This is a genomic window from Bacillus cereus group sp. TH152-1LC (assembly GCF_027710505.1).
Lineage (GTDB): Bacteria > Bacillota > Bacilli > Bacillales > Bacillaceae_G > Bacillus_A > Bacillus_A mobilis.
In genome coordinates this window covers 206842-224534 of the sequence record NZ_JAQFNK010000004.1, presented here as the reverse complement: position 1 = coordinate 224534, position 17693 = coordinate 206842, and the positions used below count along the sequence as shown (strand labels likewise).

The following is a 17693-nucleotide window of genomic DNA, read 5'->3' as shown; positions in this document are numbered from 1 at the left end:
TGGGAAGTTGAGTGACCTTTATGAAATCTACTATTAATATATAATGAATTAACATAGGCTGATTAATATGCATTAAACAACACTGGGGGAATTACTATGAAGTCATTGAAGAAAGTAGTTTTATTAGGTGTGGCGACAACGTCAATCTTTAGTGCCTGCTCTACGAAAGAAAAAGCGGACTATGAGCCGTATAAGAAACACGAATCTGTTGAAACTGCGCAAGGAGAAGAGGAAACGTCCAATCCGACTAAGGTCGAGAAGGTTGACGAAGAACCTGCGAAGGACGAGAAGTTACAACAAGTGGAGGGAACAACGAAAGAAGATAAGGAGATTAACGACAGACGTCCATATTATAAAGATGCGAATAATGATGCACCAACCGTATCGTTAGAACAGTATGAAGGAATTAATGTTGGAATGTCTGCGAATAAAGTTAAAGAAATAGCGGGTGCGCCTAGATTTATCGAAAAATATAAGTCTTTCTCTATCTACGGATATTTAGGTCAGGGTGGAGAAGGTACGATGACTATAACGTTTAATCCTGATGGAAGTGTAACGAAGAAAGAACAAGACGGTCTTAGAAATGCTGCGGTTAAAGATGCGAAAGCTAACGAAGAACGTACAACAGGTAATTCTAAACCTGCTACGAAATCTAGTACTAAAATTCCGAACGATTATTGCGGACACGGACACGATGAAACGAAGGAACCAGAGCATGACTGCGATAAGATTATTGATGAAGAGGCACACCGAAGACATCTAGAGCAACAGGAAAGAGATTATGAAGAACAGCAACGTAAGGAAGCGAAAAAATACCAAGATGAAATGACCGAAGAAGATAAGGCGAGAATCCTCCGTCAAGAAAAACGTTGGAATACGCCTAGCGGTGGTATCGGCGATAAGTGGCAGGACGAATTAAAAGAAATGGAAGAGAAGGAAGCGCAGGAGAACGCAGAACAATAGCATGAGCTAAGATTATCAAGAAAGATCATACGCACGCATTTGATTAGAACGTGTATTCGTGTTGTGTGGGAAATTATAGACTTATATAATATTAATTGTAGAACACTCGGCGGTATTGTGTCGTAGCTATTGTACATTTAATATAACCGATTTATATTATATTTTTCGGTTCACCACTGGCGCAGGGCATGCGCAGCTATGCCGATAATGCATATCACCACAGGACGGCATTAGCCGTTATACAAGAAGGCGCTGAGGATTAACCACTCTAGCGCTTTTCTCTTTATTAAGGAGGGCTTACGATGTTTCGAATTAAGATTAAGAAGGAGCGGAAACCGTCTATTATATTGCTTACGCTAGCTTTATTCGCATTATGGCTACTGAATGTATCGGATAACTTTTACGTACAATTATTTTCGGCACTATTCGCTTTATCTGTCATAGCCGCACAGCTTACGGAAACGGCATTGCGCTGTAGAGATAAGGTAAGAGAGTATAACGATAATAATAGGTGATATCTACTGCGATAGGTGCAGCGATTGTAACAGAACGTCGTAGGAAACGCAGAAAGAATACACGATAAGTGAGACAAAGGGATATGTTTACTTTTGAAAGGGAGTACAAATATAAAAACTCGACCACCACTTAAGGCAGTCGAGTTCGTATTCCGATAACTCATAGTTAGCGAAGGCAGTAATATCTCACAAAAAGTTATCTTGTTTATTGCACCTATCTATATTATATGTATCTTTGAGGAAATTAAATGATTTATCCTTTAGATAAAAGCTCAAATGTGGATATTCTAAATTAAATAATAAATAATTAAATAATCCCCAAAATAAACTTTTCACTTTAGTTTCTGAGGTTTCTTTAATCCTCTGGAATATATATTTTTTAACATTTTGTGGGAGTAAGTCAATGATATCCTCTATCACTCCTTCATCTAACTCCATTTTTAAATCATGTGCTAATTTATTTCTTAAGCGGTTTACTTTTGAAATTGCTTGGTACGTTTCTAATTCAATAAAACCAATACTTCTAATTAGTTCAAGTTTTTGAGAAAAATTAAATATATTCATTTTGGGGGTATTTGGAAAAAAATCTACAAGCATCTTGTTCATTATTGATTCTAAATATAAATGACCTTTAATAAAAATATATAACGGTTCCTGATTTTTCATGTCACTAAAAAATTCATGCATAAAATCAAAGTGTTTATCTATTTTCTCTTTCATTTCCAAGTGATTTTCCCCCTTAGACATAAGTACAATTAATAATATTTAATTCTATCACACGAAAAGTACACAAAAAAGACCGCTTATAGAACGGTCTACGTCTCTAATTACCTATTTTACTATCAATATATTGCAAAAGAACCCTCGATAAATTAATTACTAATTTCGCCTCATTTTCTTCTATTATTTCTGCATTTGGATGTGAGTAACTTAATCTATTACGTACATCATTAATGTTATGTAACGCTTTTCCTATGGCATCTACACACTGGTTAATTGGTTTATAATGCTCTTTCACATTCACACTGAATTTCGGGTGTTCTTGCTTAATCTTACTCCATAAATCTTGTATTTTGGGATCGGCTGTTGTGCAAGTTAGTCCTTCATTCATACAAATATTTTTTAGGTATCCATGTAATGCAGCATGTACTCTATCAATAGCACTACTAAAAGAATGTTGGTTAATTAATGTTTCTGCGTGGTTAAGTACTTCTTTTACATACTCAAAATCATTTACAAGCTTACCTAGCTCAATTAACCCTTTACCTTGTAACTCATTAGTCCATTTAATAATTTTTTCATGTAGTTCTTTCTTTTTTTCAAAATCAAATTTCTTTAAGTAACCATTCTCAAATGAGTCTTCAAAATTACTTAACGGGCACCTTTCTAAAACCTCTTTTAAAATTTTGGCTTGATCCTCAGGAGAACAGTTGCCTAAAATCTGAATAAAGCGCTCTCTTGTTGTCCCTGGATAGTCATTCGGATTTATCGCAAGACCGCAATAACGTGGATAAAAATCTGCGTGACTTGCATAAGAAAAATCACCCAAATAACCGTTATTTACCCCAATATAAGAAACTACACTATATACCTCTTTTTCTCCTAATTTATTCATAAAAAAGCCCCCTTTGTATATTAGTCAACTAAATCATTATACCTAAAAGTGGAAATCTATTAAATCCATTCTATCTCTTCTTGCAATAATGTCACCTACGCACGGAAATCGTGCATCGTAATCACAACGCAACATCTAACAATGGGAAGTATTGATTCTGTTACGTACATATAGGAGGGAATGGCTATGATGTTTATATTATAAAAATTGGTTGTCACTTCGGATTTTCTACTGAAAAGATAACTGCGTAACACAAAGAGCCGCTTAATACAGCGGCTTTAATCGTTATATGCGAGATTCAGAAATCACCTTACTGCTACGAATTCATTTACAAGTCTAGCTCTACCTTCTTTTGGATATGCGTGTCTTTCTAGAAATTCTTGATGCCACGTTCTATCCTGGACGCTTAAATCCTCTATTTTATATCCTAAATAAGCGTTCAATTTATCCCGATTCAACTCAATTTCATGAACTAATCCTTTATAAGGAATACTGATTGAAACGTTATCTAAAAACGAAAACTGGCGTAGTAGGCGAGCACTTTCTTGAGTTAGTATTTTATTAATCTTGTCGCCTGTTCCGAAATATTCTTCGTATGCTTTAGCGTCATTACCCGTTTTTTCATTTAGTGCAACGTATTCTTCAAAAGAATTAACGTATTGAATGTTGACGTTTTTAGAATCCTCGCTTATACATACATCTTTTAGAAATGGGCTTCCTTGTATATTCTTTATGTACAAACGTAATGCGGGATGTCCTTGTGTAGCATCAATTACCCATGTTTTCCCTATCTTTTTTGATAGTACATCACCTTTTGCGCATAGATTTTTTATGTATCCGGGCGATAAATTCCATAAAACTGCAGCTTCTTCAACTCCAATTACTTTATTTAAAATCATTAGAATCCTCCCGATTGGTGCGATAACGCACATTTTGTTATTGGTTATATACTAACATGCGTTATCGCATTTGTAAAGTGATTAATGCATGTACCTTATTAATAATTTAGGGGAGAGTGCGAGCGGAATATCAAATATTAAGGAAGAACGAAAAAATAACGCTACTGGCTACGATAAGTGGAGGATAATTTGGATGAGTTGTTTGGTTAAGTGAAGATATTATTGAAATCGTTAATCCGAACGAATAATAAAAAAAGATGATTATTGTTCAGAAAGGAAAGAGAGATGTTTTACAATACGTAAAAACGTATATACGAATTGGTAAAAAATATATGCGAATTGGCAAAAAACATATGGAAAATACGTACAATCTATTGTAAGTTGACTTTTAGTCAAGTATAATGTTGCTATAATGATACAGAAAGTATCATTTTTGATAAAAGTTTTTATATACGATCCTGGTGGTGAGGTAGAAAACACTTTTAGGATATAAGAGTTCATTTAAGTTAGCTTTTTAACTTGTTTTTTTAGAACTAGATGTTCTCAAAATGAGAACTTACTGGAGTATACGAATATTTTTTACATTAGAAGGCTACTTAGAGTGTTCAAAGTGTAAAAGTGTAAAATTTTTTTATTTACAAGTTGCCTTAGATGCAACATTGAATTCTAATTTACTCGTGGAGTATCTTTTTTTGAAGTAGAAGTTTGTTTTAGGTAAACTTTTTAGGTGTTATTACCTGAGTAATAATACACTTATACACTATAAAAAATATCATAATAGAAAAAGCTTCCCTAGTGCTGCGAACACTGAGAAGCTAAAAAATAATAAATACTACTTTTTGGTGAGGATATTTACTAGTAGATTAAGAATTCCAAATACTACAGTAAAGACCACAGTTAGAACTGCACACAAAGCGACAACTGTTTGTAAATCCATTTTCTCACCGCCTTTCTTACAACGATGAGCTTATTACGTACTGCGAATACGTAGTAGGCTTTTTGTCGTTAAATCATGACTATATTATACCGATTTATAGAGTTCAGGGCTACATTTATTTGGACACTTTACCATAAAAATCATAATTTAATAGATTTGTTTATCTTGAAACGTAATAATAAGCAAGCGTATTTTAATAGCTTGTTACAAAGTATGGGTTTAATACATAGGTAACAAGCCTGTTGGGATTTGTATTTCGTTAATTATTTGTATCTCTAAATGTAAGTGAAAGAAAATCTTGCTTATTTACTTTTGCTAGAGCTTTACTAAATCCTATTAAGTGATATTTATTTACTTCATGTAGTTTTAATTCTTCTTTTACCACTTGAATATTTGCCTCGGCAATTTCTCTATCGATAGTATGACTTGGTTTAGTAAATTCTCCATTGCAAATGCCAGCATATAAACTATCGTTTTTTAAAGTATTGTAATGTTTCGCCTTTTCTTTTATAAAGTTTAGTAATGCATCATTAATTCCCTTTGGATTTGATAGGATTTGTTGCTGCATAAACTTTCTTCTTAATTTTCCTTCATGGTCACGTAAGTCTTTATTAACATTTTTCCAATCAACTTTTATTTTGAAATGAATGTCTGTGGCAACCCTAAATAAAATTGGTAATTTTGATAACTCTTCTGAAGCTATGTGTGACAAGGTATATGATCTTGCAAATCGTTCGTTGGTCAAAAGTATTTCAGATTCCTCTATTAATTCTTTAGCATTTTCAAAGATTAGTGTGAAAGCTTTTTCTAAATCCTTTATTTTGTAATTGTTTATATTCATATTCAAATTCCTCCTTTCGACTTTAATTCTTCATAAGGTGACCCTTCAGAATTATTCTTATAATATATTCCAATGTTACCATCATTATAAAAAAAAAAGAAAGTCGTTCAGCTCTCTTATAGAATACGTGTTAATCGCATGGACTCTCATAAAATCCCGATACTTCTTTCCTTGTTCTAATCTGTTGGCGCTAACCTCAATGTAAACTCGTGTAATATTTTCGTTGAAATAGCGAATCCCTTGCGACTGTAGTGTTTACGATGATTTGCGTGTAACGTCGATAGTTACAATGATTTACAAAATAAGCGATGTCACGGGGGAAAATATCGTCAGATTGGCGTGTGTGTGGCGGTGTGAATGGCGGCTATCCACCTGCTGCTCGTTCTGCTGGAGGGAGGTCTTGAAACTCACGGGGTTTAGTCTTTATGTACCTAAACATAAAAAAAGACACCGCCAATTACTGCGCTGCCTCGTATTCTTTTACCTTCTTATAGAACGTTGCTTTCTTCATATTAACAGCCGCCATAAACTCGACTGCTTTTATCTTTCCGCCTTTCCAATCGCAGTATAAGTTATCCCAGTTTTCAGGAAGTGCCATAACAGGACGCCCGAGGTGTTTCCCCTTCGCTGCTGCTGCGTCGATGCCTTCACGTTGACGCTCTTTTATCGTTCTTCTTTCTTGTTCTGCGATAGATGTATAAACCTCGATAATAATATTATTAATCATATCAATAACCCAGTCTTGACCCGCTGGTATGTCTGCCATAGTCGTAGGAAGGTCGATAATTTTAACACGAATCTTTTCTTTCTTGAAGTATTCGAGATATTCTTTTATCTGCGCCTTATTACGCCCTAGTCGGTCGATAGATTTAATATAGAGTGTATCACCTTCACGCATTGCTTTAAGCATATTCTGAAAGCCCTCACGTTCGAAATCCTTACCGCTAGCCTTATCGCTGTATATGTATTTTGTATCCGTTACATGAGATTCTAGCGCCTTGTATTGTCTGTCTAAGTTCTGCTCCTTACTTGATACACGAATGTAACCGAAGCTGATTGCCATAATGAAAACCCCGTTTCCTTTTATTGTTAACCTAAATATATATCATGTGTCTATAAAGGTCAATTAATTTATAGACGTACATAAAGATTAATTTGCGTTAATTAATAGACTGATATAGGACGTATTTAACGACGTACATAAAGGTGTACCTTTTTAGACTACTTCCCAGCGCCGCATAATATTATGAATAGGGCGGCATACCTTCACGCATTAATACACCGATATACCCGACGCCATTACCTGCGACCAATAGGGCATATGTACTTTAACCATGCCGCACTACCACGCCATACCACACAGCCACATACAGCCGCTATATATTTCGTTATCCTTTATACTGCGATGTTACTAGAAGGCGATAGCCAAAGCACTAGGCACGTCACAGCCTACCATTGTACGCATCTATAAGCCAGCAGGCTACCACCACAGCAGGCACAGCCAGTGCATAACATATCATGGTAAGTATCTGCATGAGTGTATTCGATTAGTTGTTGTCCTTTTCTTTTTATGATCTTTTTATTTGTTGTGTTAAAAGATTAGCGATTAAGTTTGTGAAGTTGTTCGTTGTCTTTCTTCTTTGTTTGTTGTTGCGATTGAGTTCGTAAAGGATTCAAAGTGAATTATATTTGAATCGTAAAGTATTCGGAGTGAAGTGAGTTGAGTTCATTCCATTGAATCGCATTGAGTTCGAAGTGAAAGTGAATTGAATTGTTATTCGTTTTGTTTCTGCGATTAAAAGAGGAGGAAGAAAAGAACGTTCGTTTTAAAGCGTTCAGCTCTGCGAATCTGCGAAGTTAAACGCATCGAAGTCGCGAGAAGTTACCCCGCCCAATCGAAATTCGCCCGACCCTCCAAGCCACCCCCTCAAATACCGCTACACTGCTGTATTGACCCTGCTTACAATTTTTAAAACTCGGGTACTAATAAATGGAAATAGTAAAGATGCAAAATGCGTCCTTACTTCCCGCCCGCACTTGACGCAGCTCTCTAGCGAAGCCCTTCCCGTATTTCCCTCACGCATTCTCTATCGAATCCCCTCGAATTATAACGAAGTCCCAGCGAAGCCATTTGCGCCGCTTTTACGAAGTCATTTCTATAACATCTTAAAGAATGTATATATAGAAATATGTATATTATTTTTTGAATCTCGGGGTGTTTATATTCGCCAATACAATACCAATATTCGATAACTAGTGCGCCAATAGAAGTGAGAAGACAAAACGCAGCACAACATAATTTAATAGATTCGCCCTTTCTTTGACTGCTGGCGCACCTATACATACGAAGGCGTTAAAAATAGTTTAGAGAAATATCGCAGAATCTAGCCAATTACAGCCGTGAGTTGCGCCAATCTCTTTAGAAACGTTAAAAGATATATCGGCGCTTCGCTTCGAGTGTTCGCAAGCTCTCACAATAACTATTATTGCGTATGTTCTTTTAATTAAGCGCATTAATCAAAACCGTTATTCGGCAACGATAAGGAAGCCGTGACGCTATGTAGTTGCTGCGTCAAAGATGTTTCGTTATCCACACAGATAACAGAGTACTTTTATATGCAAATCCGTTTACATCCATTGCGGCTCTAAGGCTGAAGGCACTTTTTGAAGGAGTCAAATAAGTGACAAATTCAGTGACGAAGGAGTCAAATAAGTGACAAGTTTACATCCGATTACAACGAGAGAGGGGAATCATAATGAATAAAACAGGCAATCTATTCGAAGAAATCAGCGCCATTATACACGCTGGCTCAATCGAGGGACTAACAGAGGCACAACAAACGGCACTAAAACAAGCGGTAGCAATCGCAGAAACTCAAAGGGTACGAACCCCAGCCGAACTAGATGCGATTCGATACAAGGAAACACGCAAGGAAGATACACGCCGCTTCGTAATGGTTAACGGAAACGAGGGCGAGAGATATAGCCACGTCACATTAAATCAGCTCGGCGTATTCTTCAAACTATCGTTATACCTGCAAATGAATGCGGGCGGTTTATTAATGCACGACACGGGGCGAGGCAAGTATGGTATTCGACCGCTAACAACGAAAGACATGCAGCAATTACTAGGGCGTGGGAAGAAATCGACACTTAAAGCGCTAGAAGATTTAGAAAAGATCGGTGCGGTGATTCGTGATAACTCGCAGCGTCCAACGCTCTATTATATCAACGAGGATTTAGTAAGATGCGGAAACGCTGGCGGTGCATTCGATAACTTTACGAAGGTATATAAGGAAGAGGCAAAACAACTTCTATCGAAACTATCAGACCGCCAAGCAGGTGCTATTTTCAAACTAATGCCATTCGCTCATAAAGATACATACGTATTATGCAAGAATCCGCAGGAGTTCGAGCCGTCACAAGTCGAGATTTTAAGTTCTCGTGACATAGCGAAGATTTTAGGAATCGCAAGCAACTCGACACGAAACCTATTATCAACGCTTATCAATGACGGGGCAATGATATCGGTAAGCGGTGCGAAGACTGGCGTTAAAGGGCGTGGGTATGTTATCAGCCCGTATGTGTGCGATAGAGGTGTATTAAATAATCCGCTAGAGAGCGAGATTAAGAAGTTATACCGCCAATTCACGGAAAAATAATAGAATAGTGACCCGTTTCGGCGGGTTGCTGCGCCTATAGCGAATGCAGGGGGTAAAAAGGCGGTGCAAGATGCGTAACCGGTTGTAAACATTATTACAGTTACGTTACAAATCAAAAAGGACGCCAATTTTTATATCCGTAGAAGTACATATATGTGAAGAGATAAATAGTTAATAAGCTAATGGCGTGGCATTTCCCTTACCTGCGTCGCACCTTCTGTTTTTTTAAATTTGTATGATGAAAAATTCATACCCTCAATATGAAAAATTAAACAACTAAGAAAGGGGGATTCCAAATGAATCCGCAAGAAATTCGAGCAATTCGGCAGTTAGCTGGGCTAACACAAACCGAATTCGCTAACTCGCTCGGCGTGACTCTTCTCACCGTAAACAGATGGGAAAAAGGTCATTCAGTCCCTGCGAAAAAGAACATTAAAAAACTAGAAAAGCTAATTGGAGACGACAACCTCCAAATTATACGAACAAGAATGACGCTGCTAGAAACATCAGACAGCCTAAGAAAAAGAGCAAACGATAAGAAAGGAGATCTTAAGCGATGAACACACAGCAGAAGAAGGAAACTAAACGCCCGCTATGCGTTGCCGATATCATAGAATATCGCTCACACTCGTTTTTAGTGGCGTATGTATACGAAGACGGTCACACAGTCGGACAAGTTATAGCACCGCTAAAAGATATCATTAAAAGCGGCCTGTCAATCGCAGAAAAACTAATCGAGATTGTAGAAGTTAACTGTAAAAGTCAGTATCCGCTCGCATTCGATTTATATACGTGCAGCGATACCATATATAAAGAAACGCTTTCTAGTGCGTATGTGCTAACTCAAATGAAAGCGAAGTCTGAATGTAGCGAGTGTCGCCGCATTATGGAAAATCCGATGATACTCGAAGCGTTAGACGACATCTATATTAGCGCTTATCAAAAAGAGATAAAAGATGCGAAGAAACAAGACAAGAAAGAAAGATTCGTAAGCGCAAAGCTCAAAAGAGCTTTTAAAAATATGCGTAATAAGTTACATAAACTACTAACTAACAAAGGGGATAAATAAAAATGACAAACACAAAAACAGCAGTAGAACTAATGCACGAGGCACGAGATATTAAAGCAGGTACAGCGAGTTATGTACGTGAGTTACTAATGTCAGATGGCGGAGTTAACGAGCAAATTCGCAAAACAGGAGAAAATCGAGAACTATCATTCGAAGGCAAGGCAGCAAGAAAAGGACGCATTAAGAAAGTAGCAACACACGTATTACTAGATGAAATGAAAGACCGCCGAGGCAAGTATAATGGGTTATTAGACGAAGCCGAGAAGCAAACACGAGCGTTATTAACGCCACAATTCGAAGACTTAAACGAAGCCGACCGTATTTTATATGATGCGGAAATCAGCGACCTAAAAACAAAGGTGTTACTAGCACCTAATCAAAATACAGCTATCCAATACTTAGAGAGAATGGTAGAGGTAGCGAGCAAGAACGGAAAGACAGCGCACGAATTACAAGGCTATTTCACGGGACAGTTAGCGGAACTAGTCGGCAAAGGTGACAACTTGCCACATATTCGCCCGCTCTTATTAGGAATGAGCCAAAAACTAGCGAATGCATCGCAAGTACCGAACTTCGACGAAATCAAAGGGCAACTAGATAGTATTAATCAAATGCGCTCGGCATCATTCGCAATCGGACAAGTACAAACGGCTATTACGGAAAATCTCGGACATACTGCGGGGCAATACGTAAATGAACCCGCTAAATACTTCGAAGAGCAAGCGGAAACAGCCGCATTAGTAGGAAAGAAAATCGAGAATCATGAGCGATTCGGACACGACTTATTTAGCGAATAATCTAAGGGGGTAAGCGAATATGAAAACGAAACAGTACACGCTGGACGAGCTAAATGATGCATTCATCGCAGGCGGCGGAACAGGTAGAAAAGGCTAGCGAAGACACGGCGGGGCTATTGTCTCGCCTAAATATAAAAACTAACTAACAAAGGGGTAATGGAAAATGAAAACAGTAATCGAAATCGAAGCAACGAAAGGCAAGCAAATCAGCTATAACGAGATTAGTCGTATCATGAACGGACTACACGAACGATTAGGCAATGATATTACGGTCAAGTTTGCGTCAGATTTAACGCACACGGTCGAGGTTAATAAGTAATAAACGTTAGGGGCGGACGATATCGCCCCAGCTAAATTAACTAACGAAGGGAAAGATCATAAATGGAAAAAGCAACAAAAGCAATCGAAGAGGTAGTAAAAGAAGAAACAAAGGAACTAACGAGCGAGGAAGTAATGGTGCAGCACGAAGAGGCGACAAAGCCACGCCCTGGGATGGTTTATGCTCGATTAGGGCGAAGCTACTCAAATGAAAACTATTCGTCACCGCAGCCACAAGTTGTTCGTGGTATGGCGATGTCACGACATATCGTAGGTTAATAACAAAATTGGGCGAGGTCTTTACGGACTTTGCCCGCCATTTTCATATATTCATAAACATAAGCGAAGAGAGGACGAAGGAGAATGACAACGACAACAACGAAGACAACTACTAAAACTAAAGCGCAAAATGTACATAAACAATTACCCGAGATTATTGCAAAGGCTCGCAAGGAGTTCGGAGAAAACCGGTACTTAATCACGTATGACCACAATGCGGACGAATGGAAGGCGCAAAAGAAAGTTGTGAAAGGTGACGGCGGTATGACGGCTTATGTAGAACGACACGGCTGCGATGAAGATAGCGTACTCTTTGGAGGGGTTTAATATGAAACAATGCGCACACTGTAAGAAGACGAAGTTAAGTAGCGAGTTTCATAAGAACAGAACGAACTCCGACGGGTTGCATACGTGGTGTAAATACTGCAATCTTCGAGAATCACGGTATACCTTCGAACATACACCGCTAGTCACTATAGTGGTAGACGGCGAGCCGGTCATGGCACGAGCTTGCAAGCAATGCGAAGAGATTAAGCCGTTAATTAAATTCGAGAGTAACGGACGAGGCGGCAAGAAAGCCCGTTGCATGAAGTGTGTAAGAGAGAGAAAAAGACGAAGTAAGGCTATGAAACAAGCGTTATCAAACTAATAGGGGGCGACATAGGGTCGTTCTTTTTTTTATGTCATATATTCGAAATACGAGATACCGAGATTCGTGATTCTAGGTTATTATCTTTTCTTTCATGAGTATAGTATCATCTAAATGCGTCAGAATTACCGATAGGAGAAATCGGTAGAATAAGAGTACTTTCAGCATTGACGTAGAGCTGCTATATAGCGTATAATATTAGTTAACAAAAACGGTCAGTTGACCGCTCAAATGAACGTTCAGCAAACGATGAAAGAATCGTTTATATATCGTAGGTAATTGACGGGTCGGGAGTTCGAATCTCTCCTGGGACGCTAAGAAAACCTTGTTATCTTTTGATAACAAGGTTTTTTGTTTGTCTACAAATTGATGTATGTACAAGAGGTATAAAATATAACGTAATATATGATAATTATTATGTATTGCAGATTAAAGTTCATTAAGAAAAGAGCGCTATTTATGCGCCCTATTCCTCTTATTTAATTTAAAGAATCAATAGGTTTATGATGGAACTCGAATCCATATCCAGATTCCCCTAATTAATCACTTAGAATGTTATAAAACTTTTTACAATTCTAGTACGATTGAGCAGCTGTGATCGAAACTTATCCCCGACAGTGTGTTACAATTAATAGAAGCGGAAAGCGAGAATCTCCAATTGACTGGACAGTTTAAGAAGGTTGTATAAAAAAGGGAGATGGCGCAAAGATGGCGAGACCAAATGAGAATGATTTAACGGAGAAATTGGCAGAAGGTCACCGGAAATATGGTGATGGCAACTTTACAGTACAGAACATCGGTGATGAAACTAACCCGGATTGGACTGTAGTAAAAAATGTGAGGAAGGGATCGGCAGGCATTCGCGAAGGTGAAGATATATTAAGACTGCGATCAAAATATATAAAATAGTACGGAAATGGGCGGAGTGGGAGTTCAAATCTCTCCTGGGACGCTAAGAAACCCTTGTTATCAATAGATAATAAGGGTTTCTTGTTTAGTTATTAATAAACTTCTCAAAGACAAAACCATAATCTTTCACGTTATATTGTTTCTTCGTATCAACGAGCCAATTAAAGGCGATTTCGTTCATTTCTTTAAACTGTTCTGCTAAATTTACTTGTGCGTTTGAAATGCGGCTAAAAGCGTTAGATGCCATATCTAGACTTTTGTGTGCATACTGCAATGTAATATCGTTGTCGTATGCGATTTCTTCTATTTTAAGTAAAGCTTTATATAAATCTTTTAATTCTTCAATATGTTTTTTATGAACATCAATTGAATAATGCTCATCTCCCATTTGGAACTTAATTTCTATATCTAAATCAATTGTTCCAGCAGTTTCAAGTGCTACGTTTTTAATTTGATATTTACTATAGCTAAAGCGGCGTAGTGTCCGTTTTTTACTCGTTGCGCTTGTACCATCTAAGTGGAGTAATCCTTTGTTTGTAAAACAATATTCATCTGATTTTGATTTAATTAGAAAATAAATTTTTTCCCCGTCTTCATGCATCACATAATCATCAGCATCAACTTTATCGTAATCTTTCGGTGTGATGACAGATCCTACATCGCTTAGTCCTAATACATCTGCAGCCATTTTTTTAAACATACATAATCCCCCTTTAAAATTAAATTCTTAATTATATAAAAATATATTAACACGATTTCAATAAAGTGTTTTCTTATAAATGAAAACATTTGAAGGTAAGTGAAGGAAAGTAACGAATAATTATTTCAATCCTAAGTTATTTAGTAAATCTATTAGTTTAAGGGTGGATTCTCTGAAAAATAACTACGAGAAAAACAAGTGATTACAGAGAAATTCCGTGATGCCATCTGAAGTAATAGGGGGTGTTGTTCTCTCCCTTTTGAAATCTTACAATTCTGTAAGGTAACTGTAAGGAAGTTCGATGGTAACAAATTGCTAATCCTCTATAATAAAGGTAACAACGATAAAACGAGGAGGAAGAAATGATGAAGGGATTAATCGTAACGGGTTTAACAGTTGCTTTTGGATTTGTAGCGTATGAGAAATTAACGTATGTAGTTGATGTTGTAAAACATTTAATCGCTTAGTCAAAAAACTGCCATGAGAGGGAAAGGGAATGAGTGAATGAATGGAATGGTTATTTGGAATTATAGGTACTTGTAGTGTAGTGTTATTGTTCTTTGTCCCGAGTGGTATACTTAGTTCGACAACGAGTTTGTTCTTCTTAAGTTTGTTTGCTTGTACGATGCTTATTATTATGTTTTTAATGAAGCGAAGTAAACCGATCTTCTATTGTAGCATGATTGTTATGGCAATTATTGTTCTCCAAATTATTACCCTTGTTATATACCCCACTATTATAAAAGCTTTCCATTAAGGATGAATCCTCTGCTTGAATTGCTGAGGATTTTTATTTGCGCATTTTTAATTTTTGGTAAGGATTTGTTTATATGGAAATATAAAAATTAAATATTTCCATATTTCAAACAAATAGTTTTGGGATGTTGTGTTCTCATTACTCATTTGATATATTTACTTTAAAGATAATTAAAATCTAGAAAAAGAGGCGGACGTATGGATAAAAAAGAAAATACGGTCGTATTGTTTCCGCAGCTATCTGAGCGATATATTGATGAAGGTTTTTTAGCACTGAAAGAGCGGAAATTCGAAGATGCATTGCGCTGCTTTGAAATATTACGTCAGTATAATGCAGAAACGGAACAAACGGAACTCGCTTCTGTTATTTGTTTGTTAGAATTAAAGCATATGGAAGAAGCGAAAGAAAAATGTGAACAGTTACTTGAAACGGGAGCTGTATTATTTGGTGATATCCTTGAAACATATGTGACGATTTTAGTTCAAACAAATGATTATGAAGGTGTTATTGAAACCGTCGAAAAAGTTTTGCAAACGAAAGATATAATGCCTGAGCAAAAGGAAAAATTAGCGCAGCTCGCTTTATTTGCAGAAGGTATGCTAAATGAAGTGGATACGTCACTAGTCGATTCAAATTTTGATTTAGATGAGTTTACTAATGAAATGTTTGGAGAAAACTTTGGACAAAAGCTAAGAGCGATTCAGCAACTTTCGTTAAAAGACTTGGATCTAGCATTACCTATTTTAAAGAAATTTTTAATAGACGAAAAACAGCACCCTTATTTGAAAACTTCTATTTTATATAAAATGATAGAAAATCAAATAGAAGAAGAGATAGAGGTAGAAAAGTTTGGGAATACGATTAAGGTGATTCCGGCATTTACAGGTCATAATGAGGAGCAATCCGATAACATTATACATACATTATCAAACCGATTAGAGCAAAATTATCCCGATATATTTGATGCGATGGTTACATATTGGAAAGAATTGCGAATTAGCGTTTTCCCATTCGCTCTATTAATGGATAAAGTGGAGATTTGGGCTGCTGTTTTAGAGAGAATTGGAAGAAAGCGTTTCGGATTGACTATTGATGAAGAAGAGCTTATGACGGCGTATAATATTGAATTGGAAGAGTTTCATATTGCCTATCAATGGTTATTACGTGTTGAAAGAGAAGGATATTTGCCCGTATAATTATGAAAAAGAATCGTTCGGTTCTTGAAACGAGCATATTCTATGTTATAATGTAAGGGTTGCAAAAGGCAGAAATCTGCCTGTTTGTAAGAGAAGAGAAGTGTAATTCTCTTACTTAATATGTTTCATATTATTCTCGAACAAAATATACCGTAGTTGTCTTTTAGGCAATTAGTAGATTGGAACATTATATCTGAAAGCTTTTGCTAGAGGATTATTTGTACTTTTGTTATTTCAAAAAAGAGATAATGAAGATTTTAATCTATAGAGGTATGTGCATACATTATTATAGTTGGAGGGAAAGAATAAATGGCTACAAAATGGGAAAAATTAGAAGGTAACGTAGGCGTTTTAACAATCGAAGTTGATGCTAAAGAAGTAAACAACTCTATCGACGCTGCGTTCAAAAAAGTAGTACAAACAATTAACGTACCAGGTTTCCGTAAAGGAAAAATGCCTCGTCCGTTATTCGAACAACGCTTTGGTATCGAATCTTTATATCAAGATGCTATAGATATCATCTTACCAAAAGCATACGGTGAAGCGATTGATGAAGCTGGTATCTTCCCAGTTGATCATCCTGAAATCAACATCGAGAAGTTCGAAAAAAATGCTAACCTTATCTTCACTGCAAAAGTTACAGTGAAACCTGAAGTTAAATTAGGTGAGTACAAAGGTTTAGCAGTAGAAAAAGTTGAAACAACTGTAACTGACGAAGATGTAGAGAACGAATTAAAATCTTTACAAGAGCGTCAAGCTGAACTAGTTGTTAAAGAAGAAGGAACTGTTGAAAACGGTGATACAGCTGTAATCGACTTCGAAGGTTTCGTTGATGGCGAAGCATTTGAAGGCGGAAAAGGCGAAAACTACTCTCTTGCAATCGGTTCTGGTACTTTCATCCCTGGTTTCGAAGAGCAAGTAATTGGTCTTAAATCTGGTGATTCTAAAGAAGTTGAAGTTTCATTCCCAGAAGAGTACCACGCTGCTGAATTAGCTGGTAAACCAGCTACATTCAAAGTGACAATTCACGAAATCAAAACAAAAGAACTTCCTGAGTTAAACGACGAGTTCGCTAAAGAAGCAGACGAAGCGGTTGCAACTCTTGATGAATTAAAAACAAAACTTCGTACAAACTTAGAAGAAGGCAAAAAGCACGAAGCTGAGCACAAAGTACGTGACGAAGTAGTAGAATTAGCTGCTGCTAACGCTGAAATCGAAATTCCAGAAGCTATGATCGACACTGAGTTAGATCGTATGGTTCGTGAATTCGAGCAACGTTTAAGCCAACAAGGTATGAACCTTGAGCTTTACTACCAATTCACAGGTACTGACGCTGACAAGTTAAAAGAGCAAATGAAAGAAGACGCTCAAAAACGCGTAAGAATCAACCTTGTTCTTGAAGCTATCATTGAAGCTGAAAACATCGAAGTTACTGAAGAAGAAGTAACTACAGAAGTTGAAAAAATGGCTGAAATGTACGGTATGCCAGTAGACGCTATCAAGCAAGCTCTTGGAAGCGTAGACGCTTTAGCTGAAGATCTTAAAGTGCGTAAAGCTGTAGATTTCTTAGTAGAAAACGCTGCATAA

At 37.0% G+C, this 17693-nt stretch carries 19 protein-coding genes; 13 read left to right on the top strand and 6 right to left on the bottom strand.

Annotation, left to right across the window (positions count from 1 at the left end):
• Positions 1 to 96 precede the first annotated feature (96 nt).
• Together PDL00_RS13240 and PDL00_RS13235 are read left to right on the top strand one after the other, a co-directional pair.
• A complete protein-coding gene (locus tag PDL00_RS13240) occupies positions 97 to 963 on the top strand; it encodes a hypothetical protein (RefSeq protein ID WP_098770539.1) in 867 nt (288 codons plus the stop codon).
• Between the two features lie 302 nt (positions 964 to 1265).
• Entirely contained in the window at positions 1266 to 1478 is a 213-nt protein-coding gene (locus PDL00_RS13235) for a hypothetical protein (RefSeq protein WP_270729482.1), read from the top strand.
• 186 nt (positions 1479 to 1664) lie between these two features.
• Here PDL00_RS13235 and PDL00_RS13230 read toward each other — a convergent pair whose 3' ends face one another.
• The 5 genes from PDL00_RS13230 to PDL00_RS13210 form a co-directional block, all read right to left on the bottom strand.
• A complete protein-coding gene (locus PDL00_RS13230; RefSeq protein ID WP_270729480.1) occupies positions 1665 to 2204 on the bottom strand; it encodes a hypothetical protein in 540 nt (179 codons plus the stop codon).
• Positions 2205 to 2301: 97 nt separating this feature from the next.
• Positions 2302 to 3093: an abortive infection family protein gene (locus PDL00_RS13225; protein WP_270729479.1), complete on the bottom strand. Its 792-nt coding sequence runs from the start codon at positions 3091 to 3093 to the stop codon at positions 2302 to 2304.
• Positions 3094 to 3398: 305 nt separating this feature from the next.
• Positions 3399 to 3992, bottom strand: coding sequence for a hypothetical protein (locus tag PDL00_RS13220; protein ID WP_270729477.1), 594 nt, complete (start codon positions 3990 to 3992; stop codon positions 3399 to 3401).
• Positions 3993 to 5188: 1196 nt separating this feature from the next.
• Complete coding sequence (locus tag PDL00_RS13215; protein ID WP_270729475.1) at positions 5189 to 5770, bottom strand: AbiV family abortive infection protein; 582 nt, start codon at positions 5768 to 5770, stop codon at positions 5189 to 5191.
• Positions 5771 to 6227: 457 nt separating this feature from the next.
• Positions 6228 to 6833, bottom strand: a complete 606-nt coding sequence (locus tag PDL00_RS13210) for a recombinase family protein (RefSeq protein WP_098251581.1) — start codon at positions 6831 to 6833, stop codon at positions 6228 to 6230.
• A gap of 1891 nt (positions 6834 to 8724) precedes the next feature.
• On the opposite strand from PDL00_RS13210, the gene PDL00_RS13205 reads away from it, so the two are divergent.
• The 8 genes from PDL00_RS13205 (at position 8725) to PDL00_RS13170 (ending at position 13453) form a co-directional block, all read left to right on the top strand.
• Entirely contained in the window at positions 8725 to 9432 is a 708-nt protein-coding gene (locus PDL00_RS13205; RefSeq protein WP_270729474.1) for a hypothetical protein, read from the top strand.
• Between the two features lie 296 nt (positions 9433 to 9728).
• Positions 9729 to 9992 carry a helix-turn-helix domain-containing protein gene (locus PDL00_RS13200; RefSeq protein ID WP_270729473.1) on the top strand — a complete coding sequence of 88 codons (264 nt, stop codon included), beginning with the start codon at positions 9729 to 9731 and terminating at the stop codon, positions 9990 to 9992.
• Positions 9989 to 10501 (top strand): hypothetical protein, encoded by a 513-nt coding sequence (locus PDL00_RS13195; RefSeq protein WP_270729472.1) that lies wholly within the window; start codon positions 9989 to 9991, stop codon positions 10499 to 10501. The genes PDL00_RS13200 and PDL00_RS13195 overlap by 4 nt, the downstream gene beginning before the upstream one ends.
• Before the next feature lie 2 nt (positions 10502 to 10503).
• The gene (locus PDL00_RS13190) at positions 10504 to 11298 is read left to right on the top strand and encodes a hypothetical protein (RefSeq protein ID WP_270729470.1); all 795 of its coding nucleotides are present in this window, start codon (positions 10504 to 10506) and stop codon (positions 11296 to 11298) included.
• Between the two features lie 163 nt (positions 11299 to 11461).
• Positions 11462 to 11617, top strand: a complete 156-nt coding sequence (locus PDL00_RS13185; protein ID WP_270729468.1) for a hypothetical protein — start codon at positions 11462 to 11464, stop codon at positions 11615 to 11617.
• A gap of 62 nt (positions 11618 to 11679) precedes the next feature.
• Positions 11680 to 11895 (top strand): hypothetical protein, encoded by a 216-nt coding sequence (locus PDL00_RS13180; RefSeq protein WP_270729466.1) that lies wholly within the window; start codon positions 11680 to 11682, stop codon positions 11893 to 11895.
• A gap of 84 nt (positions 11896 to 11979) precedes the next feature.
• A complete protein-coding gene (locus tag PDL00_RS13175; RefSeq protein ID WP_270729464.1) occupies positions 11980 to 12222 on the top strand; it encodes a hypothetical protein in 243 nt (80 codons plus the stop codon).
• 1030 nt (positions 12223 to 13252) lie between these two features.
• Positions 13253 to 13453 carry a cytoplasmic protein gene (locus tag PDL00_RS13170; protein WP_270729462.1) on the top strand — a complete coding sequence of 67 codons (201 nt, stop codon included), beginning with the start codon at positions 13253 to 13255 and terminating at the stop codon, positions 13451 to 13453.
• Positions 13454 to 13538: 85 nt separating this feature from the next.
• Here the strand turns inward: PDL00_RS13170 and PDL00_RS13165 are convergent, their stop codons facing one another.
• On the bottom strand, positions 13539 to 14153 hold the full coding sequence (locus PDL00_RS13165) for a PH domain-containing protein (RefSeq protein ID WP_163096185.1): 615 nt from the start codon (positions 14151 to 14153) through the stop codon (positions 13539 to 13541).
• 508 nt (positions 14154 to 14661) lie between these two features.
• Here PDL00_RS13165 and PDL00_RS13160 point away from each other — a divergent pair.
• From PDL00_RS13160 to tig, 3 genes are all read left to right on the top strand, one after another.
• A complete protein-coding gene (locus PDL00_RS13160; RefSeq protein ID WP_001973787.1) occupies positions 14662 to 14910 on the top strand; it encodes a hypothetical protein in 249 nt (82 codons plus the stop codon).
• Positions 14911 to 15107: 197 nt separating this feature from the next.
• The gene (locus PDL00_RS13155) at positions 15108 to 16106 is read left to right on the top strand and encodes a hypothetical protein (protein ID WP_270729459.1); all 999 of its coding nucleotides are present in this window, start codon (positions 15108 to 15110) and stop codon (positions 16104 to 16106) included.
• A gap of 309 nt (positions 16107 to 16415) precedes the next feature.
• Complete coding sequence (tig, locus tag PDL00_RS13150) at positions 16416 to 17693, top strand: trigger factor (protein ID WP_242254970.1); 1278 nt, start codon at positions 16416 to 16418, stop codon at positions 17691 to 17693.